At 62.2% G+C, this 19,234-nt stretch carries 16 protein-coding genes; 6 read left to right on the top strand and 10 right to left on the bottom strand.

Going from position 1 to position 19,234, the window contains the following annotated elements; genetic code table 11:
* Nucleotides 1–1,010: ribonucleotide-diphosphate reductase subunit beta (locus HX801_RS30450; protein ID WP_177023322.1), on the bottom strand; the 1,010-nt coding region annotated here is incomplete at its 3' end.
* Nucleotides 1,011–1,343: 333 nt separating this feature from the next.
* On the opposite strand from HX801_RS30450, the gene fae reads away from it, so the two are divergent.
* The 4 genes from fae (at nucleotide 1,344) to HX801_RS30430 (ending at nucleotide 5,879) form a co-directional block, all read left to right on the top strand.
* Complete coding sequence (gene fae / locus HX801_RS30445) at nucleotides 1,344–1,856, top strand: formaldehyde-activating enzyme (RefSeq protein ID WP_003212394.1); 513 nt, start codon at nucleotides 1,344–1,346, stop codon at nucleotides 1,854–1,856.
* A gap of 10 nt (nucleotides 1,857–1,866) precedes the next feature.
* Nucleotides 1,867–2,901: an aldo/keto reductase gene (locus HX801_RS30440; RefSeq protein ID WP_102606526.1), complete on the top strand. Its 1,035-nt coding sequence runs from the start codon at nucleotides 1,867–1,869 to the stop codon at nucleotides 2,899–2,901.
* Nucleotides 2,898–4,331: an NAD-dependent succinate-semialdehyde dehydrogenase gene (locus HX801_RS30435; RefSeq protein ID WP_177023321.1), complete on the top strand. Its 1,434-nt coding sequence runs from the start codon at nucleotides 2,898–2,900 to the stop codon at nucleotides 4,329–4,331. The genes HX801_RS30440 and HX801_RS30435 overlap by 4 nt, the downstream gene beginning before the upstream one ends.
* A 174-nt stretch (nucleotides 4,332–4,505) precedes the next feature.
* Complete coding sequence (locus HX801_RS30430) at nucleotides 4,506–5,879, top strand: MFS transporter (RefSeq protein WP_177023320.1); 1,374 nt, start codon at nucleotides 4,506–4,508, stop codon at nucleotides 5,877–5,879.
* Here HX801_RS30430 and HX801_RS30425 read toward each other — a convergent pair.
* The 8 genes from HX801_RS30425 to HX801_RS30390 all read right to left on the bottom strand — a co-directional run bounded on the left by HX801_RS30425 (nucleotide 5,826) and on the right by HX801_RS30390 (nucleotide 15,767).
* Nucleotides 5,826–6,701 (bottom strand): LysR substrate-binding domain-containing protein, encoded by an 876-nt coding sequence (locus HX801_RS30425; protein WP_008432889.1) that lies wholly within the window; start codon nucleotides 6,699–6,701, stop codon nucleotides 5,826–5,828. The two genes, HX801_RS30430 and HX801_RS30425, sit on opposite strands and share 54 nt — an antisense overlap.
* Nucleotides 6,702–6,844: 143 nt before the next feature.
* Nucleotides 6,845–8,014, bottom strand: coding sequence for a hypothetical protein (locus HX801_RS30420; protein WP_003218578.1), 1,170 nt, complete (start codon nucleotides 8,012–8,014; stop codon nucleotides 6,845–6,847).
* Nucleotides 8,015–8,098: 84 nt separating this feature from the next.
* A complete protein-coding gene (locus HX801_RS30415; RefSeq protein WP_177023319.1) occupies nucleotides 8,099–9,736 on the bottom strand; it encodes an ABC transporter ATP-binding protein in 1,638 nt (545 codons plus the stop codon).
* A 2-nt stretch (nucleotides 9,737–9,738) separates the two neighbouring features.
* A complete protein-coding gene (locus HX801_RS30410; protein WP_003218574.1) occupies nucleotides 9,739–10,575 on the bottom strand; it encodes an ABC transporter permease in 837 nt (278 codons plus the stop codon).
* Nucleotides 10,572–11,525 (bottom strand): ABC transporter permease, encoded by a 954-nt coding sequence (locus tag HX801_RS30405; RefSeq protein WP_003218572.1) that lies wholly within the window; start codon nucleotides 11,523–11,525, stop codon nucleotides 10,572–10,574. Before HX801_RS30405 ends, HX801_RS30410 begins: the two co-directional genes overlap by 4 nt.
* Before the next feature lie 68 nt (nucleotides 11,526–11,593).
* Nucleotides 11,594–13,219, bottom strand: a complete 1,626-nt coding sequence (locus tag HX801_RS30400; protein ID WP_177023318.1) for an ABC transporter substrate-binding protein — start codon at nucleotides 13,217–13,219, stop codon at nucleotides 11,594–11,596.
* A 389-nt stretch (nucleotides 13,220–13,608) separates the two neighbouring features.
* Entirely contained in the window at nucleotides 13,609–14,835 is a 1,227-nt protein-coding gene (locus HX801_RS30395; protein ID WP_003218567.1) for a Xaa-Pro peptidase family protein, read from the bottom strand.
* Between the two features lie 50 nt (nucleotides 14,836–14,885).
* Nucleotides 14,886–15,767 carry a hypothetical protein gene (locus tag HX801_RS30390; protein WP_008432881.1) on the bottom strand — a complete coding sequence of 294 codons (882 nt, stop codon included), beginning with the start codon at nucleotides 15,765–15,767 and terminating at the stop codon, nucleotides 14,886–14,888.
* Nucleotides 15,768–15,881: 114 nt separating this feature from the next.
* Between HX801_RS30390 and HX801_RS30385 the strand changes: the two genes are divergently transcribed.
* On the top strand, nucleotides 15,882–16,796 hold the full coding sequence (locus tag HX801_RS30385; RefSeq protein ID WP_134326764.1) for a LysR family transcriptional regulator: 915 nt from the start codon (nucleotides 15,882–15,884) through the stop codon (nucleotides 16,794–16,796).
* On the opposite strand, the gene HX801_RS30380 is transcribed toward HX801_RS30385, so the two are convergent.
* Nucleotides 16,734–17,966 carry an MFS transporter gene (locus HX801_RS30380; RefSeq protein WP_177023317.1) on the bottom strand — a complete coding sequence of 411 codons (1,233 nt, stop codon included), beginning with the start codon at nucleotides 17,964–17,966 and terminating at the stop codon, nucleotides 16,734–16,736. The two genes, HX801_RS30385 and HX801_RS30380, sit on opposite strands and share 63 nt — an antisense overlap.
* A gap of 280 nt (nucleotides 17,967–18,246) precedes the next feature.
* On the opposite strand from HX801_RS30380, the gene HX801_RS30375 reads away from it, so the two are divergent.
* Complete coding sequence (locus tag HX801_RS30375) at nucleotides 18,247–19,176, top strand: LysR substrate-binding domain-containing protein (RefSeq protein WP_032899060.1); 930 nt, start codon at nucleotides 18,247–18,249, stop codon at nucleotides 19,174–19,176.
* Nucleotides 19,177–19,234 lie beyond the last annotated feature (58 nt).

Raw genomic sequence — 19,234 nt, 5'->3', positions numbered from 1 at the left:
ATCTCCAGCTGAGTCCCTTGCAGGATCATCTGGGTCGCTTCTTCCTTCATCTCGGCATCCCACAAGTGCGGGTTTTCGATTTTGATCTGGTTGATCACATCGATACCGAAGTTCAGGTGCATCGACTCATCCCGCAGGATGTACTGGAACTGCTCGGCCACGCCGGTCATCTTGTTGCGACGGCCCATGGACAGGATCTGGGTAAAGCCGCAGTAGAAGAAGATGCCTTCCAGGACGCAGTAGTACGCCACCAGGTTGCGCAGCAGCTCTTTGTCAGTCTCAACGGTACCGGTTTCGAACTTCGGATCGGAGATCGAACGGGTGTACTTCAAGCCCCAAGCCGCTTTCTTCGCGACCGATGGAATCTCGTGGTACATGTTGAAGATCTCGCCTTCATCCATGGCCAGCGATTCGATGCAGTACTGGTAGGCGTGGGTGTGGATCGCTTCTTCGAAGGCCTGGCGCAGGATGTACTGGCGGCACTCCGGGTTGGTGATCAGGCGGTACACGGCCAGTACCAGGTTGTTCGCGACCAACGAATCCGCAGTGGAGAAGAAGCCGAGGTTGCGCATGACGATGCGACGCTCGTCGTCGGTCAGGCCTTCCGGGTTTTTCCACAGGGCGATGTCGGCGGTCATGTTGACCTCTTGCGGCATCCAGTGGTTGGCGCAGCCGTCGAGGTATTTCTGCCAGGCCCAGTCGTACTTGAAAGGTACGAGTTGGTTGAGGTCGGCGCGGCAGTTGATCATGCGCTTTTCGTCTACGGCGACGCGGGCGGCGGAGCCTTCCAGCTCGGCGAGGCCTTCGGCGACGTCGAGCTTGTCGAGGGCGGCCTTGGCGCGGATGATCGCGGCGGAGTCGCTGGCGGTCACGTTGCGGGCTTCAAGGGCGGCAGCAGCGCCGGCACCGTCGAGGCGGTCCATGTTGGCTTCGGTGGCGTGGCCGGCGTTGGCGCCCCGGATGACTACGTCACCGGTGTCTGGTTGATCTGCTTCATCCCAACTCAGCATTGAATTGCTCCTTCGTGGTCCGTCTGACGGCGTGGGCTTCGATTCACCCAGCGTGTTCAAAAATGTGCGTTTTGCAGGCTTCAAGGCATTGAAATACTGCGCATAGTGTGGTCGGTGTTCAGCGTTCTTGCACACTATGTAGTGGTTGTCTGTGTTTGTGGGCACACTATATGGGGTGTAACAACGATGGTCAACGCACAAGACCAGGCCGATGGTCGCAGGGCCATGACTAAAACTCACAGCCCCATGACTTTTAATGGTTACGGCCGCTACCCGGGCCAGTGCTAAAAATTCGCCAACCAGCTCCCCATAACAAAAAAGAGCGTTTGCGAAATGAAAGCACTTGATCTGTACATCGGCGAAGGCTTCGAAGGCCCAGGCGTCAATGCTGCCCACATCAACATCCTCATCGGCCCGCGCAACGGTCCGGCCGGCCAGGCGTTTGCCAACAGTTTGGCGTCGCCAAGCCAGGGCCATTGCCCGTTCATGGTGATTGCCCAGCCGAACATCCCGGTCAAACCCATGACCCTCTACGTCAACAAGGCCGCCATCGGCAGCGACCTGCACGGCAATGCCACCTGGGGCGCGTCCCAGGCCGGGATCGCCAAGGCGGTGCTCGAAGCCCTGCTCGACGGCACCCTGCCGCCGGAAGCCGAGGACGAGTGGGCGATTGTCACCGCCAACTGGGTCAACCCGGCCTGCGACGACCTGGATGCGGTCTACCTGAACAACTACAACGCCTGCCGCACCGCGATCCGCGCCGCCCTCACAGGCTTGCCGCACACCGCGCAACTGGCGGATGTGGTCAACCACATCAGCAACCCTTTCTACACGCCAAAAGCCTGAGGACATTCCCATGCAATACATCCGTTTGGGCAACTCCGGCCTGCAAGTCTCGCGCCTGTGCCTGGGCACCATGAACATGGGCACCCCGGACTGGAAACCGTGGATCTTCGACGAGAAACAAAGCGAACCCATCGTTGCCCATGCCCTGGCCAACGGTGTCAACTTCATCGACCTGGCGGACTTCTACTCCGCAGGTGTCGGCGAAGAAGTGGTCGGGCGCATCCTCAAGCGCGTTGCGCGCCGTGAAGACATCGTGGTCACCACCAAGGTCGGCTACGGCACCCGCAGCGGCATCAATGCCAGCGGCCATTCGCGCAAGCACATCATGGACAGCATCGACGCGTCCCTGAGCCGCCTTGGCATGGATTACGTCGACGTGTTCATGCTGCATTACTTCGACGTGAACACCCCGGTGGAAGAAACCATGGGCGCCCTCAACGACATCGTGCGTTCCGGCAAGGCGCGCTACATCGGCGTGTCGACCATGCTCACCGGGCAACTGGCAAAAATCCTCATGGCCTGCGAGCGCAATGGCTGGGTCAAGCCGATCAACATGCAGCTGCAACTGAACTGCGCCTACCGCGAGGAAGAGCGCGAGATGATCCCGTTCTGCCGCGACCAGGGCCTGGGCGTGTCGGTGTTCAGCCCGCTGGCCCGTGGCTTGCTCACCGGCGAAGTGCAGTCGACCCGCAACCAGACCGACTTCTTCACCCAGCAGATGTACAGCGACCAGGCGTCGTTCGACATCGCCCACTCGGTGCAACGTGTGGCCCGTGCCCGTGGCGTGTCCAACGCACAGATTGCCCAGGCCTGGGTGGCCAATCATCCGGGTGTGGACGTGATGCTGGTGGGCGCCGACACCACCGCACAATTTGATAGCGCGCTTGCAGCCCTCGACACCCAACTGGATGCCGAAGAACTGCACGAGCTGGAACGCAACTACACGCCGTGCGATGTGATCAACGACTACACCGCCGGCAAACGCATCTTGCGCAGCGCCCGTCCGGGCCTGGACCGTTTTAACCTGATAGAGGCCGTGGCATGAACCCGCTGATTCGCACAGGCAATTTCATTGATGGCCAATGGTCCAGCAGTGGGCCGGTCTACCCGGTGTGCAACCCGGCCAATGGTGCGCAGATCGCCGAAGTACAACGCGCCGGGGCTGAAGAAACCAACCTGGCCATTGCCGCCGCCAACCGCGCGTTGCCGGCCTGGCGCAAGCTCACCGCCAAGGAACGCAGCCAGCGCCTCAAGCGCTGGAGCGAGTTGATGCTGAGCAACCAGAAGGACCTGGCCCACCTGCTCAGCCTGGAACAGGGCAAGCCGCTGGCCGAAGCCATGGGCGAAGTGGTCTACGCCGCGAGCTTCCTCGAATGGTTTGCCGAAGAAGCCAAGCGTGCCTATGGCGACGTGATCCCGAGCCACAAGGCCGACGCCCGCATCATCGTGACCAAGGAAGCCATCGGCGTGGTCGCAGCGATCACCCCATGGAATTTCCCCCTGGCCATGGTCACCCGCAAGGTTGGCCCGGCGCTGGCGGCGGGGTGCACGATGATTCTCAAACCGTCGGAAGAAACCCCGCTGTCGGCCTTTGCCCTGGCGGTGTTGGCAGAACAGGCCGGGATTCCGGCGGGCGTGTTCAACATCGTGTCCGGCGATGCCGTGGCCATCGGTGGCGCACTGCAAGCCTCCAGCATTGTGCGCAAGCTGTCCTTCACCGGCTCCACCCGCACCGGCAAGCTGCTGATGCGCCAGGCCGCCGACACCCTGAAAAAGGTCTCCCTGGAACTGGGCGGCAACGCACCCTTTATCGTGTTTGACGATGCCGACCTGGACGCTGCCGTCAAAGGCGCCATGGCTTCCAAGTTTCGCAATACCGGGCAGACCTGCGTCTGCGTCAACCGCTTCTTCATCCAGGACGGTGTGTACGATGCGTTCACCCGCAAGCTGGCCGAAGCGGTCTCTGCGATGCGCGTCGGCAGCGCCCTCGAGGGCGAAACCGAACAAGGCCCGCTGATCAATGCGGCCGCGTTGGCCAAGGTTGAAGCCCACGTCGGCGACGCCCTGGAGAAAGGCGCCAAGCTGCTGTGCGGCGGCCGTCGCCATGCCTTGGGCGGGACGTTCTTCGAACCGACCATCCTCACCGAAGCCCACGGCGAGATGCTGATTGCTCAGGAAGAAACCTTCGGCCCGGTAGCAGCCTGTTTCCGCTTCAAGGACGAAGCCGAAGTGCTGCAACGGGCGAATGACACGCCGTTTGGCTTGTCCGCCTACTTCTACAGCCGCGACATCGGCCGCGTATGGCGCATGGCCGAAGGCCTGGAAGCGGGCATGGTCGGGATCAACGAAGGGATCATCTCCACCGAAGTCGCACCGTTTGGCGGGATCAAGGAGTCGGGCCTGGGCCGTGAAGGTTCCAGGTACGGCCTGGAGGATTACCTGGAGATCAAATACCTGTTGATGGGCGGTCTCTGACCCCACTCTCCCAAACAACACCGATCCAATGTGGGAGCGGGCTTGCTCGCGAAAGCGGTGGGCCTGCCACCACATGCATTGACTGACACACCGCCTTCGCGAGCAAGCCCGCTCCCACAGGGAAATGGGCTTGCCCGCTGTTACTCCGTCAAGAACAAAAATATGGAGAACACCATGTCCACTCAACCCATCAAAATCGACGACCTGCCCATCGGTCGCTTCCACCTTAAAATCGCCGGCCTGACCTTCGGCGCCCACTTCACCGACGGCTACATCCTCGGCCTGATCGGCATTGCCTTCACCTTGCTCAGCCCACAGATGCAACTGGACGCCTTCTGGCAAGGCCTGATCGGCGCCTCGGCCCTGATCGGCTTGTTTATGGGCAGCCTGTTCTTTGGCTGGATCTCCGACACCCTCGGCCGGCAGAAAATCTTCCTGGTCAGCTTCGTCCTGATCACCGTTGCCTCGGTGATGCAGTTTTACGCCGAAACCGCCATGGGGCTGTTCCTCTGTCGGGTGTTGATCGGTATCGGCCTGGGCGGCGACTTCAGCGTCGGCCACGCGATGCTCGCCGAGTTCTCACCCAGGAAACATCGCGGGGTACTGCTGGGCTCCTTCAGCGTGGTGTGGACGGTTGGTTACGTGGCCGCGACCTTTGTCGGCACCGCCATGCTCAGCCTCGGCGATGATGCCTGGCGCTGGATGCTCGCATCGTCGGCAATTCCTGCCGGGCTGATCCTGATCGCGCGCATCGGCACGCCCGAATCGCCGCGCTGGCTGATCAACCAGGGCCGGATTGCCGAGGCCCGAGCCATCGTCAAGAAACACCTCGGCGAACACGTGGTCCTCGATGAAGAACCGTCGAGGCAAACCCGTTCCGGCTACGGCGTGCTGTTCAGCCGTGAATACCGCAAGCGCACCGCGTTCAACTGCCTGTTCTTCGTGTGCATCGTGATGCCGTACTTCGCCATCTACACCTTCCTGCCGTCGATCCTGCAGAAGATGGGCCTGGCCGAAGGTTTTGGCACCGAGCTGATGCTCAACCTGCTGCTGATCATCGGCGCCTTGATCGGCATCTGGTGCACCGTGAAATTCTCCCGGCGGGGCTTTCTGATCAACTCGTTCATCATCCTGGCGGCGGCGCTGTTTCTGCTGGCGGTATTGCCGGGCAGCATGGCGTGGTTGATGGTGCTGACGTTCGGCGTCTTCACCCTGGTGCTGTCGGCGGTGAGCAACCTGGTGGGCGTATTCCCGGCGGAGAGCTTCCCGACCGAAGTGCGGGCCAGCGGCATCGGCCTTGCCACAGCCGTCAGCCGCCTGGGTTCGGCGGTGAGTACCTTCCTGTTGCCGGTGAGCGTAGCGGGGATCGGCCTGAGCCCGACCATGGGCATCCTCGCCGCGATCCTGGTGCTGGGCGCGATCATCTCCTGGGCCTGGGCGCCGGAAACCAAGGCGTTGACGTTGAGCCAGGCGTGCAAGGCCGAGCCTGCGGTGTCAGGGATTGCTCACCCGGTTCAACCACTGCGTAAACAACCGAACCTTGGATAAACCCTGCTTGTCACTTGCCACATCCAGCCAATAGCCATACGGGCCGATCACCTCCACCGGGGTGATCGGCAGCAGGCTGCCATTCGCCAGTTCACGCTCGATCATCTGCCGGTCGATCACCGCCAACCCACCGCCGGCCAGGGCGGTGTGGATCACCTGGTCCAGGGTGCTGAATTCCAGGCCCTGGCCTGCATCGATATCTTCCCGGCCCATGGCCGCCAGCCAGTTCTCCCAGACCTTCAAGCGCTTGCCGTCGTGCAGGATGTGCAGCAGCGGAAAGCGCCGCAGGTCGGGCGGCTGACCGTCGCTGAACAGTTCCGGGCTGGCGACGGCGATGTGGCGTTCCATCACCAACAGTTCACTGCTGCACTGCGTGGCCGCTTCCAGGCCGAAGCGGACCTGGCAGTCGATTTCCGCCAGGCTCGCGTGGGTGTTCTGGTGGGTGACGCTGAGGTTGATGTCCGGGTAACGCTCGCAAAACCGGCGCAGGTGGGCGGACAGCCAGCGGGTGGCCCAGGTGGGTGGCGCGACGATGCGCAGGCGCTGGCGCAGGTTGGGCACGCGCACGGCGTGCAGGGCGCGCTCGATATGGTCGAAGGCGTCGCTCAGGTGCGGGGAGAGGGCAAATCCGGCTTCGGTCAGGGACAGGCCCTGGGGCGTGCGGATGAAGAGGGCAACGCCGAGGTAGTCTTCCAGTTGTTTGATCTGGCGGCTGACGGCGCCCTGGGTGACGTTGAGGCCCACGGCGGCCTGGCTGAAGCTGCGGTGGCGGGCGACTTCTTCGAAGACACGGAGCATGTTGAGGGAGGGCAGTTGGCGCATGAAATGGATTCCACACCTGTTGTTTTTATGGTGTTTTTGGCGGCCTCTTCGCGAGCAAGCCCGCTCCCACATTTGATCGGCGCCGCGGTCAAAATGTGGGAGCGGGCTTGCTCGCGAAGGCGTCAGTGAAGACGCCGCCTATTTTAGAAGTAGTAGCCAATGTTCATATACAACTGATTCTCCCACTGGTTACTCCCCCCAGCTCCCAAGCTCTCGGTATAGCTGCTCCCACCAATATACGGATCGTTCTTGCCGATCAACCACTCCGTGGCCACCCACAGTTTACTCACCGAAAACGACGTGCCCAGGATCACCCGCTGCGAGGTCTTGAACTGATCCTCGGACTTGTCAAACGCACTGTAGTTGGCATACAGCTTAACGCCGCTGACCTGGTCAAACAGGTACTTGCCGCCCACGTCGTAGCTCAAGTCCGCCACATACAGATTGCCGCGGCTGGCCACGTTGAACGTGCCGTCATACCCGCCCAGGGTCACCACGCTGTCGGTGCCCGGGTTGCGCGGCGACATCTGCTGGCGTGCCGCCTGCAATTGCACGCCCCACGGGCCGTTCTTGCCCAGGTAGTGGATCGCCACCGCATTGCGCCGGCCATCGTCGTTGGTGTCCTTGTTCTCCAGGGTGGAGGTCAGGCCGGACAGCCCGACTTCCGATTTCCATCCGCCCAGGTCCATGGCCTTGGCCACCCGCACCACCACGGTGTTGCGTTCCTGGTTGTTGCTGCCGTCGCCCACGTAGCTGTCGGCCTCGGAGATCACGCTGGAGTAGGTCACGCCCTTGCTCGTGCCTTTGCCTTGCCACGCCGGGCGCAGGTAGTAACCGGCCTGGATGTTCCAGTCACCGCTTTGCTGGATGTACTTGGCGCCGACCTGCTGCACATCTTCCAGGCCGATCACGTTGCCCAGGGTTTCGTAGAAGGTGCTGCCGAAGTACGGCTGCAAGCCAAACGGCACGGTGTTCAGGCCCACTTGCACCTGCTGGTCGGGGTTGAACTTGTAGCCCACCCAGGCGAACTTGGCGAACTGGATATCGCCGTAGTTCTTGGTGTACTGGTACGGGTAGGAGCGCCCGTAGAAACGGTACTGCGCTTCGCCGATCCAGGTGTCGGAATTGTACTTGGCGCTGAGGTACGCGGTGTCGAGGCCGAACTTCTGGATGTCGCGATCCGGGTCGTAGTCCCAACGGGCGCGCACGGCGCCGCCGAGGTCGAGGTTGTCGGTGACTTGAATGGCCATGGCCGGTGCCGCAAGGGCGCCAAGCACAGGGACCAGAGCGATGTAACGGAAGGTTGGTCGCATGGTTTTGCTCTCGTTATTGGTTATTTTTTGGCAACAGCAGCCCCTTGCCGCAACGAACGCTGCGACGCGGGGTAAAGGGTTGACTCAGTGCGCTTGCGGGCGAATCAGCCGCAGCGGCGGGCCGGCGGCGGGCAGCTCCGAGGCGCCGGGGGCGGCGGCCAGCAAGGTCTGGGTGTAAGTGTTCTGAGGTCGCAGCAACACTTGCTCGGCAGTGCCGTATTCCACGACTTCGCCCTGGCGCATCACCGCGATGTAGTCGCTGATCTGCGCCGCCACCCGCAGGTCGTGGGTGATGAACAGGATGCTCAGGTTCAGCCGCTGCTGCAGTTCGGCCAGCAGTTCCAGCACCTGTTTCTGCACCGAGACATCCAGGGCCGACACGCTCTCATCGGCGATCAACACTTCCGGGCGCATCGCCAGGGCGCGGGCAATGCCGATGCGCTGGCGCTGGCCGCCGGAGAACTGCCGGGGCTTGCGCTTGAGGGCGTCGCGCTTGAGGCCCACCTGTTCCAGCAAATCTCCGGCTTCAGCCCACGCATCCTTGGCCGACAACCCGCGCAATTGCGCGGCGCGGGCGATGATGTCGCCCACACGGTGCCGAGGATTGAGCGAGCCATACGGGTCCTGGAAAATCATCTGGATGCGCCGACGATTCGCCGCCAGCGCCGAGCCGCGCAGGGCCAGGAAGTCGGTGTCACCGACCCATACGTGGCCGCTGTCGCTGTCCACCAGGCGGATCGCGGCTTTCACCAACGTGCTTTTGCCCGAACCGGACTCGCCGACAATCGCCAGGGTCTTGCCCCGTGGCAGTTGCAGCGAGACATTGCGCAAGGCCGCCACCGAGCTGCCGCCGACGGTGTAGGTCTTGGTCAGGTGCTCGATGCGCAATGCCAGCTCGCCGTCGGCACTCGGCTTGTGCAGCTCCGGGTGCAGCGCCGGCACGGCCGCAATCAGCTTGCGGGTGTAGGCGTGGGCCGGGGCATTCAGCACCTGGTCGCGCTCGCCGATTTCCACCAGCCGGCCGCCTTCCATCACCGCGATACGGTCGGCAATCTGCGCCACCACGCCGAAGTCATGGGTGATAAACAGAATGCCGTGTTGCCCGCGGCCGCGCAGCTCGCGCACCAGCTTCAGCACTTGCGCCTGGGTGGTCACGTCCAGCGCCGTGGTGGGTTCGTCGGCGATCAGCAGGTCCGGGTTCATCGCCAGCGCCATGGCAATCACCACTCGCTGGCACTGGCCGCCAGACAATTGGTGCGCAAAGCTGTTGGCGATGCGTGGCGGGTCCGGTAGTTGGGTGGATTCCAGCAGCGCCAACATGCGCTCGCGACGCTCCGCCGCCGGCATCTGCGGTGCGTGAATATCGAAGATCTCTTCCACTTGCTTGCCAATGCGAATCGCCGGGTTCAGCGCCGCCATGGGCTCCTGGAAAATCATCGCGATACGGTTGCCCCGCAGCTGGCGCAAACGCTCCTCGTCGAGGGTGCAAATGTCATCGCCGAGGAAGTCGATCACGCCTTCGGTATGCCGCAAACCCTTGGCGTAGTCGCCCATGATCGCCGCCGACAGCACGGACTTGCCGGAGCCGGACTCGCCGATCACGCAGAGGATTTCGCCCTTGCGCACTTCCAGGCTGATGCCTTGCACCGCGTGGCTGCGGTCGGCGCCGGCGGGCAATTCGATGGACAGGTTCTGCACCCGCAGTACTTGCGTGTGGTTCATGCTCAACTCCTTGCGCCTTTCTGGGCGTGTTCATCCAGGCCGTCCGCCAACAGGCTCAGGCCCAGCATCAGGGTGGAGATGGCGATGCACGGGAAGATCACCAGGTGCGGGAAGGCGATGGCCATGGCGCGGCCGTCATTGATCATGCCGCCCCAGTCCGGTGTGGGCGGCGGCAGCCCGAGGCCCAGGAAGCCGAGGGCGCCGATCATGATCGCGGTGTAGCCGATGCGCAGGCAGAAATCGACAATCAGCGGCCCGCCGCAGTTGGGCAGGATTTCCACCAGCATGATCCGCAGCGAGCCTTCGCCCTGGGTGATGGCGCTGAGCACGTAGTCTCGCGAGCGGATGTCGATGGTCAGGGCGCGCATGATCCGGAAGATCGCCGGTGCGCTGGTGAAGGTCACCGCAATCAGGATATTCAGCGCCGAAGCACCGAGGGCGATGATGATCACGATGTACAACACCAGCACCGGGAACGACAGCACCGTGTCGGCCACATACGACAGCACGCTGTCGACCCAGCCGTTGAAGTAGCCGGCGCACAGGCCCATGGCGATGCCCACGGCAAACGCGGTGAGCGTGGCGAGGATCGACCAGAACAGCACGGTACGGGTGCCCCAGATCAGCCGCGAGAGAATGTCGCGGCCAATCATGTCGGTGCCCAGCAGGAAGCTCTGGCCGTTGTCGCCGACGGTCATCGGCGTGAGCAAGGGCGTGAAGCTTTCCAGCGGATCATGGGGCGCGATCCACGGTGCGAACAGCGCGATCACCACCCAGCCGCCCACCAGCAGCAGGCCGAGCAATGCCAAGGGATGTTTAAACGAGTGCAGCAGGTTCATTGGGCACCTCCGCCGAGGCTGCGCAGGGTGATGCGCGGGTTGAGCCAGGTGTAGGCCAGGTCCGAGAAGATCTTGGTGATGCCCACCACCACGGCACTGACCATCGCGCAGGCTTCGATCAGGTACACGTCATGGTTCAGCGAGGCGGTGTACAGCAGCGAGCCGAAGCCCTTGTAGGCGAAGAACACCTCCACCACGATCACGTTCGACAGCAGCCACGGGATGTACAGCATGATCACCGTGACCGGCGCGATCAGCACATTGCGCAGGGCATGCCGCAGCACAATGCGTGAGGTCGACGCCCCCTTGAGCCGCGCCGTGCGGATGTACGGCGCCTGCATCACTTCCACCATCGAGGCCCGGGTGATGCGCGCCAGGTAACCGATGCCGAACAGGCACAGCACCATCAGTGGCAGCACCAATTGCACGACGCTGAAGCCCTCGCTCATGCTGCTCACACCGGGCAGCCAGTTAAGCCAGAACACAAAGATCGCGGAGACGAACACCGCGCTGGCGAAGTCGGGAATCGAGGTGGTGACGATCGACAGGAACGACACCAGGCGGTCCAGCGCCGAGCCCTGGCGAATCCCGGCCAGAATGCCGAGGGTCAACGCCACCGGCACCATCACCAGCAAGGCCAGGCCGGCCAGGGTCAGGGTTTGCGCAAGGTTCGGCAGCAGCAGCTTGATCACTGATTCGCGAAAGTACACCGAGGTGCCCCAGTCGCCGCTGACAAAGTCCTTGAGCCACACCAGGTAGCGCCACACAAAGGGTTGGTTATAGCCATGTTCCACCAGCCACGCGGCGCGCTGGTCGGCGGCGGAGTAGGGGCCGAGGACGTTGATCGCCACGTCTTCGATATTCAGTTCCAGGGCCAGGAACACGATCAATGACACCGACAGCAGGGTCGCCACCAGCGCCAATAACTTGCGCATCAGAAAATGAGCCATGGGTGCATGCTCCGACTGTTCAAGGGATGCCTGCCCGTGTGCGGGCAGGGAGGAGGGCGTGCGCTAAATCAAGCGCTCATCCACACACTGTCCATCGGGTAGAAGTCGGAAGGGTGCACCTGGAAGCCCTGGACCTTTTTGCTCACGGCGGTGAACTTGTCGCCCCAGAACGGCTGCACGATCACGCAGGCGTCCTGCAGGATGCGTTCGACATCTTCCATCGCCACGGCGCGCTGTTTCGGGTCGATGATGCCCATGGCCTTGTCCAGCGCGGCATCGAACGCCGGGTCGCTGTAATGGCTTTCGTTCCAGGCACCACCGCCACGGTAGGCCAGTTCCAGGGACATTACGCCCAGCGGGCGGTGGGCCCAGTAGGTCAGGCTGAAAGCAGCCTTGTCCCAGATCGGCCAGTACTGTGCAGCAGGGATCACCTTGAGGTTGATGCGGATCCCGGCTTCCAGGCAGTTCTGTTGCAGGATCTGCGCGCAGTCCTGTTCATAGCGGCCCTGGGTGTTGCCGACGATCAGGTCAATGTCGATGCCGTTGGGGAAGCCGGCTTCGGCCAGCAGCTTCTTGGCCGCCGCCACGTCGCGGTTGCGCTTGGGCAGCGGGAAATATTCGGGGTGGGAAGGCGCCACATGATGGTCTTCGCCGAGGGTGCCCATGCCGCGATAGGCGATCTTCAGCATCTGCGCGTTATCGGCGCACAGCACCACCGCCTTGCGGATGCGCAGGTCGGTGAACGGCTTCTGGTCGCAGGCCATGCGCATCACCACGGTTTGCGCCGACTTGCAGGTCAGCAACTGGGCCCCGGGCAAGCGCTTGGCCAGGTCCAGTTCAGCCACCGTCACGCGGTACAGCACGTCGACTTGCCCGGCTTGCAGGGCGGCGAGGTGGGTGGACACGTCGGTGCCCATGTCGATGTAGCGCAACTCGTCAAGGTTGGCTGGTTTGCCCCAGTAATCGGCGCGCTTGGCGAAGGTCGCCTGCTTGTTCACGGCGAATGAAACCAGCTTGAACGGCCCGGTGCCCAGCGGGTTTTTCGCCCAGTCGTCACCGGCCTTGAAGCTGCGGTGCACGATGGCGCAGGTGAAGGCGTTGAGCATCTCCGGGATCGCCAGGATCGGCCGCTTGAGCACCAGGCGGAACTGGAACTCGCTGACTTTTTCGAAGGCCTTGATGTCCTGGAACGCGGTGCGGTTCACCGACTTGGAATCGGCGGCGATCCAGCGTTCGATATTGTGCTGCACGTCGTCGACGTTGAAGGTGTCGCCGTTGCTCCACTTCACGTTCTGGCGCAGGTTGAAGGTCCACGTGGCGAGGTCTTCCGACGGGCTCCAGCTCTCGGCGAGGTAAGGGTGGGTGATGTTGTCGGCGTCGACCCAGGTCAGGTATTCCACCGAGTTGCGCAGCAGGTTCGAGGCTTCGATCCAGGTGATCAGCATCGGGTCCTGGATTTCCTGGATCGCGCAGGCAAACCGCAGGCTGCCGCCCTGGCGTGGCTCGGCGGCCTGGGCGTGATTGCCCAGCAGTGCGGAACCGAGAAAGGTGCTGGCACTGGCGACGGTGATGCCCAGCAGCGCGGCCGTGCGCAGGAATTGGCGACGGTTGATTTCGCCGCTTTGCACTTGGGCACACAGATCATTTACGGCTGGATGCGGCGCGGCGCCGTCCAGGGTAGTCAACTCTTTCATAAGCCTCTCCGGTACTTGCGAATATGCGTTTTTTTGTTGAACCGCAAGGGTCAATGGCAAGCGCCGCGAAGGCGTGACCGTGACCGCTGTGAAGCCGGCAGAAGAACAAGGCGCAACGAAGTCGGGAGGGTGGCAATGGGACAGGACATAGGGCAGCTCTCATGTTGTTTTTATTAGAGATGCCCGCAGTTTTGTCATTTGCGCAAAGATCGACAAACGACAAATTCTGCGTTGGAACGTTCTATAAACGCATGTTACATGTCGCTCCCCACCGACCGATCGTTCCCACGCTCTGCGTGGGAATGCCGCCCCGGACGTTCCGCGTCCCCTCTGCGAACCGGTGACGCAGAGCGTCACGGGATGCATTCCCACGCAGAGCGTAGGAACGATCAGTACCTCAACAAGCGCGGGTCGAACGGGTAGTCGGAGAGCAACTCGATGCCGTGTTCGTGGATGTAGATCTGCTCTTCGAGCTTGACCCCTTCGCCGCCGTCGTCGTGGCCGATGTAGCTTTCAACGCAGATGGTCATGCCGGCTTCGAACACGCCGTCGTAGCCCAGGGCATCAATGTCTTCGCGATGCACCACGTAGGGGTATTCACCGGTCATGCCAACCCCGTGCACCAGGGCGAAGTAACGGTTGTTTTTGTAATGCTCGGGAATCTTCCAGGCCAGTTCCGCGTACTCCTTGAAACTGCGCCCGGCCTTGAGCATTTCCATGTTGGTCTGCACTTGCTCGTAGGCCAGTTTGTACAGCTCCTGCTGCTTGGCGGTGGCGGCTTGTTCACCGCACAGGAAGGTCCGCGAGAAGTCGGCGTAGTAGCCGAAACGCCCGACCACGTCAGTGTCCAGCGCTACCAGGTCGCCGGCTTCGATGGGCCGGGTGCTGCACTCCTGGAACCACGGGTTGGTGCGTGGGCCGGAGGACAGCAGGCGGGTCTCGACGTAATCACCGTCGGTGGCGATCACGTGCTGGTGCAGGTGCGACCACAGCTCGTTCTCGCTGATGCCGGGGGTGAGTTTGCTTTCCATCAGGCGCACCCCGGCTTCAGTGGCACGCAGGCTGGCGCGGATCATCTTGAGTTCGTTCGGCACCTTGATGCAGCGCGCACGTTCCAGCGGTTCCTGGGCATCAAATATCTGATAGCCGAGCTTTTGCAGTTCGAAGGCCGCAGCGGAGGTGGCGCTTTCAATGGCGATGCGTTTGCCGCCGCCGCATTTGCGCACCAGCTCATCGATTTCCGCGGCCCAGTCGGCGGTGACATTGCCCAGGAAACTTTCGCAGAAGTAATAGGAGATGGCTTTGGCCGGGCGCACTTCATCGACGGTGTTGAGGGTTTCGGCCAGGTGCAGGCAGCCGCCGAACTCGAACACCACCACCGGGCCTTCTGCCGGGATAAACGCATAGCGGGCCGGGTTGCGCGCCGAGTACACCTGCATGTTGCGTGAGCCGGTGGCGTAGCGCATGTGGGTAGGGTCGAACAGTACGCAGGCGGCGTAGTCGCGTTTTTTCAGCTCGTTGCGTACCCGTTGCAGACGGTCCAACTGGATCTGCTGGATCTCGTCATGGGTAGGTTCGCAGTCAGCGGGGTTGCGGTTGGGGCCGGACAGACTCATGGGGTGTTCCTCGCAGGGCAAATACGGTTTCAAGGTTTTTTAGGTATGAATCAGTCGAGCAACTGGTCGCTGCGGACCAGGTTGCGTTCGGCTTGCAGATGGGCTTCGGACAGGCGTCCGTAAAGCTGCTTGGTGCGCTGGGCACGGCCAATGATTCCGGGCTTTTCGGAGTAGGCGAAGATCGCCGTGTTGCGCTCGGTGGCGCCTTCCACGCGGGTCACCCGGTGCACCGAAAAACGCCCTTTGAATATCTGCAAATCGCCGGGATTCAGCTCCAGTTCCTGCACCCGCGAACGGTCCTCGCCACGCACCACCTTGCCGACGGCGCCGAGGTTCTCCTGGGTGCGCGAGCGAATCATCGGCGCGTACTCGAACAGGCCGCCGGCCTCGGGCTTCTGGGTCATCATGCTGACGATGAATTCGTTGGTATCGAAGTGCCAGGGCTGCTCGGTGCCGTCCGGCATCACGTTGATCACCAGCCCGGCGAACGGGTCGGCGTACTCGAAGATTTCCGGCTCATTCAGGCAGGCACCGATAAAGCGTTTCATCATCGGCGACACGTACAGCCGGTGGATGATCGCGTCCGGGGCGATCATGTCGCGGGTTACAAAGCCGCTGGTGCGCTCCATGAACGTGCGGCGCGGGTCATCGTGGGGCAGGGAGGTGTCGTCCTCGGTGAAGTAGGCGTTGACCTTGCGCACCGAATAAAACGTCTTGCCCGACAGCGCCAAGCCTTCCAGGCGCGCCTGCTCAAGCGCTGCGGGGCGCAGGAAGTTCTTCAGCAGGCAGCAGCCGTCTTCGGCCAGTTCGGCCCGGGCGTGTTCGATCAGGGCCTGTAATTGAACATGGCCCGAATCATGTATGGGATACAGCTCGGTATTAATAATGTCGCTGATATCGCCCACTTCAGCGTCAGCAAGTTGAAGACTCATGCAAGACTCCCGGAACTATCAGTTGGTGTTTTTTGGCTGACCCGATAGTTGCTGAACGAGGTGCAAAGTGGAAATTACAAGTTGTGATCGAATCCATCGGCGAGGGCGATAGTTATGTCGGGCGAACTGGATGGCACCCTGCTTAAAGTGTTTGTGGCAATTATCGAGTGCCAGGGGTTTTCGGCGGCCGCCGAGCGCCTGCACAAGACCCAATCCACCGTCAGCCAGAGCCTGCAACGCCTGGAAGACATCGTCGGCACGCCACTGATCCGCCGTACCAGCCGCTCGGTGGGCCTGACCCCCGGTGGCGAAACCTTTTTGATCTACGCCCGGCAGATCCTCAAGCTGCACAGCGAGGCCGTCAGCGCCGCGCAATTGCCCAATCAACAGGTGTGTATCCACCTCGGCATGCCCGAGGACTACGCCGAGTATTGCCTGGGCGGGATGCTCAAGGACTTCCAGGCGCAGTTCTCCCAGGTACGGCCCGATGTGTGCTGCGAGATGTCGACGGCCCTGGTGGGGCGCCTGCAACGGGGCGAGCTGGACTTGGTGCTGGGGGTGGAACACGCAGGTTTGCACAGCGGGGAATACCTGTGCGACGAGCCGTTGGTGTGGGTCGCGGCGCCCAGCTGGAGTTGCGTGGGGCGTCAGTCGGTGCCGTTGGCGGTGTACGCCGAAGGCTGCGCGTTCCGTGCGAACGCCGTGCAGGCGCTGGCCCAGTCCGGGCGCTCGTGGCAGGTGGTTTACACCAGCCAAAGCCCGCGCGGCATTGCGATTGCGATCGAGCAGGGCTTGTCGGTGGGCGTGATGGCGCGGCGCCTGGTGCCACCCGACTGGCAGATTCTGGACGAGCGCCAGGGCTTCCCGCCGATTGCCCCGGCGCGCCTGATGTTCTGGCGTTCAGCCGGTTGCCAGGTGCCGGAAGTGGATGCCCTGGTGGAGATTCTGCGCCGGCAACTGGGCCACTCAGGGCATCTGGGCGGCCAGCGTTTCGCGGGTGTGTCGCTGGGCCATGCGCTTGAGCAATAACAGGCTGGCCAACACCCAGGCCGCGATCCAGCCGTGCACCACCGCAAATTCGCCAGTGACTTGCAGCAGCCAGCCGCACAAGGCATTGCCGGTGGCACTCGCCAGGCCGTAGCTGACCATGCTCAGGCTCACCACTTGCAGGCTGTGCACCGGGCTGAGCCGGGCACCGACGTAGGCGGCCATCAAGCCCCAACACGGGAAATAGAACAGCGCGAACAGCCCGGCCGCCAGCCAGCTCAGTACCAGGCTCGGGTGCCCGAGCAAGCCGAGCATGCTCAGACCAAACGCGCCGATACTCAGGGCCATCACCCGCAACGCCCCCCAACGATCTGCCAGCGTGCCCAGCAGCAAGCCGCCGATCACACCGCCGATCCCGATCAGCGTCCACATCGAGCCGGTGACGGAGGCGCTGGCTTGTAGCTGCTCGCTGACGAACGCCGACAGGAAATTCAGAAACGGCCCGCTGATGGCGCCGATAAACGCGCTGAGCAAGACGATCTGCATTGCCACCGGTTGTGCCACGCACAACTTCAGCCATTGGCGCAGCACTTGGTTCAGCGCCGGCGCCATGGTCTCGCGTGGTGTCGGTTGCTTGATCGGGGCCAGTGCCCACAGGGTCAACAGCGTGACAACCAGCGTCAACCCGGCGCAGATCAGCCAGAACTGGCGTAACGACAACCCCTGCAACAGCGCGATCAACAGCCCGTTCAAGCACAGCGCAAAGGCTGAGCCCGAGGACGCCAGCCCCAGCACCCGGCTGCGATGTGTAGTCGGGATCACCTCTTGAGCGAGGGCCGAAATCGCGTTCCAGTTCGACACCGCGCACGCCGACACCAGTGCCAGGCACAGGGCAAACGGCAGCACCCACGGCGTGGCGACGGCCAGGGCCAGCAGGGCGGGGCTGAGGACGATGGTCAGGCGCACCATATTGCGCGGGCTGATCCACGCCGCCGCCAGGCCGCTGGCAATCGAGGCGCCCATGTAGAACAGCTGCAACAGCGCGGCAATCAACGCGGCCTGGCTGTAACTGAGCTCAAAGGCCAGGCGGATCTGCGGCAACAGCGCCGAATACAGGAACACACTGAAACCGTGGGTGGTGGCGTTGCAGGCGGTAAACACCAATGCCAGCAAGCCAATACTTCGCCGGGATGAAACGGGTGCGTTGGACATGGCGATGACTCGATAAGTTAATCGCGAAAGAGAGGGGCGAAGTTATAGGAAATACATCGGCAGACTAGCGTTTATAGCCTGGCGACGACCAATGCTTAATTGTCTTAGTGTGCATGCGTTATACGCAGGCTATTTATTCGTGAGCGACGGTCTGTAGCGATAAACGACACTTTCAGCGGTTGCGACGATTAATTGTTTGTCAGGCTGGGGTGCTACCGCTGACCCAATACAAAAAGGTATGTTGTGCAGGTTATTTCCCCTGTGCTCCCGAGTGTCGTCCATGAAACGCAAAATGCCCGGTCTCAACGCCCTCAAAGCTTTCGAAGTCGCCGGCAGTACCGGCAGTTTTACCCGGGCCGCCGAGCTGTTGAACGTCACGCAGAGTGCGGTCAGCCGCCAGGTGCGCCAGCTTGAAGAACAGTTGGGCGAGGCCCTGCTGGAGCGTCGTCACCATCACCTGGAATTGACCAGTGCCGGGCGAGTGTTGCTGCGGGCGTTGCACCAGTCGTTCGACAAGATCGAGTTGACGGTGCGCAGTATCCAGCAGAAGTCCCATGCCAATCGGTTGCACATCAATGCGCCGCCGACGTTTACCAATCGTTGGTTGATGCCGCGGTTGGGGCGCTTGCGCGAGCAGCATCCGGAGTTGGAGTTGAGCATTACCACCCGGTTGCAGGACAGCCTGGCGGAGACCAGTACGCTGGATTGTGCGATTCGGTTTGGCGATGGGGAATGGGATGGGTTGGACAGCTCGTTGTTGATTCAGGAGCGGCATATCGCGGTGTGTGCGCCGTCGTTGTATGCCCGGGAGTGGAGTGACGGGATTGATCTGAATCGCATGACGTTGCTGCATGTGCTGGCGCGGGAGGATCAGCGGTATCTGACGTGGAAGCATTGGCTGGATGCGGCGCGGATCAGTGGGGTTGATATCGAGGGGGGGTATGAGTTTGACCTGCTGGATTTGGCGATCCGGGCGGCGATCGATGGGTTGGGGATTACCATTGCGGATTGGCATATGGTCGCTTCGGAGCTGGCCAGTGGGCAGTTGACGCAGGTGCTGAATGTGCATGTGGAGGGGCATCAGTCGTATTGGCTGGTGACCCGACCGGAGCAGACGGATACGCCGCAGTTGCAGGTGTTTGCGCAGTGGCTGCAGGAGGAGATTTGGTTGGCTCAGCGGCAGTTGGAGCCTTCTTTGGCGGCTGTTTGATTCGGTGTACATATCCGTTATTTAGGTAACGGCGATCTATGGTTCCGCTCTTACAGCG

The sequence above is a fragment of the Pseudomonas sp. G1002 genome, from assembly GCF_013385455.1.
In the GTDB taxonomy this organism is placed as follows: domain Bacteria; phylum Pseudomonadota; class Gammaproteobacteria; order Pseudomonadales; family Pseudomonadaceae; genus Aquipseudomonas.
The sequence above is the reverse complement of the archived record's forward strand: the minus strand, read 5'-3'. Positions and strand labels throughout refer to the sequence as shown.

Bases quoted from the DNA above. Each gene is read 5' to 3' on its own strand.
- HX801_RS30395 (WP_003218567.1), bottom strand. From the start codon at position 14,835: ATGAGTCTGTCCGGCCCCAACCGCAACCCCGCTGACTGCGAACCTACC.
- HX801_RS30430 (WP_177023320.1), top strand. From the start codon at position 4,506: ATGTCCACTCAACCCATCAAAATCGACGACCTGCCCATCGGTCGCTTC.
- HX801_RS30440 (WP_102606526.1), top strand. From the start codon at position 1,867: ATGCAATACATCCGTTTGGGCAACTCCGGCCTGCAAGTCTCGCGCCTG.
- HX801_RS30405 (WP_003218572.1), bottom strand. From the start codon at position 11,525: ATGGCTCATTTTCTGATGCGCAAGTTATTGGCGCTGGTGGCGACCCTG.
- HX801_RS30385 (WP_134326764.1), top strand. From the start codon at position 15,882: ATGTCGGGCGAACTGGATGGCACCCTGCTTAAAGTGTTTGTGGCAATT.
- HX801_RS30415 (WP_177023319.1), bottom strand. From the start codon at position 9,736: ATGAACCACACGCAAGTACTGCGGGTGCAGAACCTGTCCATCGAATTG.
- HX801_RS30410 (WP_003218574.1), bottom strand. From the start codon at position 10,575: ATGAACCTGCTGCACTCGTTTAAACATCCCTTGGCATTGCTCGGCCTG.
- fae (WP_003212394.1), top strand. From the start codon at position 1,344: ATGAAAGCACTTGATCTGTACATCGGCGAAGGCTTCGAAGGCCCAGGC.
- HX801_RS30435 (WP_177023321.1), top strand. From the start codon at position 2,898: ATGAACCCGCTGATTCGCACAGGCAATTTCATTGATGGCCAATGGTCC.
- HX801_RS30420 (WP_003218578.1), bottom strand. From the start codon at position 8,014: ATGCGACCAACCTTCCGTTACATCGCTCTGGTCCCTGTGCTTGGCGCC.
- HX801_RS30375 (WP_032899060.1), top strand. From the start codon at position 18,247: ATGAAACGCAAAATGCCCGGTCTCAACGCCCTCAAAGCTTTCGAAGTC.
- HX801_RS30400 (WP_177023318.1), bottom strand. From the start codon at position 13,219: ATGAAAGAGTTGACTACCCTGGACGGCGCCGCGCCGCATCCAGCCGTA.
- HX801_RS30425 (WP_008432889.1), bottom strand. From the start codon at position 6,701: ATGCGCCAACTGCCCTCCCTCAACATGCTCCGTGTCTTCGAAGAAGTC.
- HX801_RS30380 (WP_177023317.1), bottom strand. From the start codon at position 17,966: ATGTCCAACGCACCCGTTTCATCCCGGCGAAGTATTGGCTTGCTGGCA.
- HX801_RS30390 (WP_008432881.1), bottom strand. From the start codon at position 15,767: ATGAGTCTTCAACTTGCTGACGCTGAAGTGGGCGATATCAGCGACATT.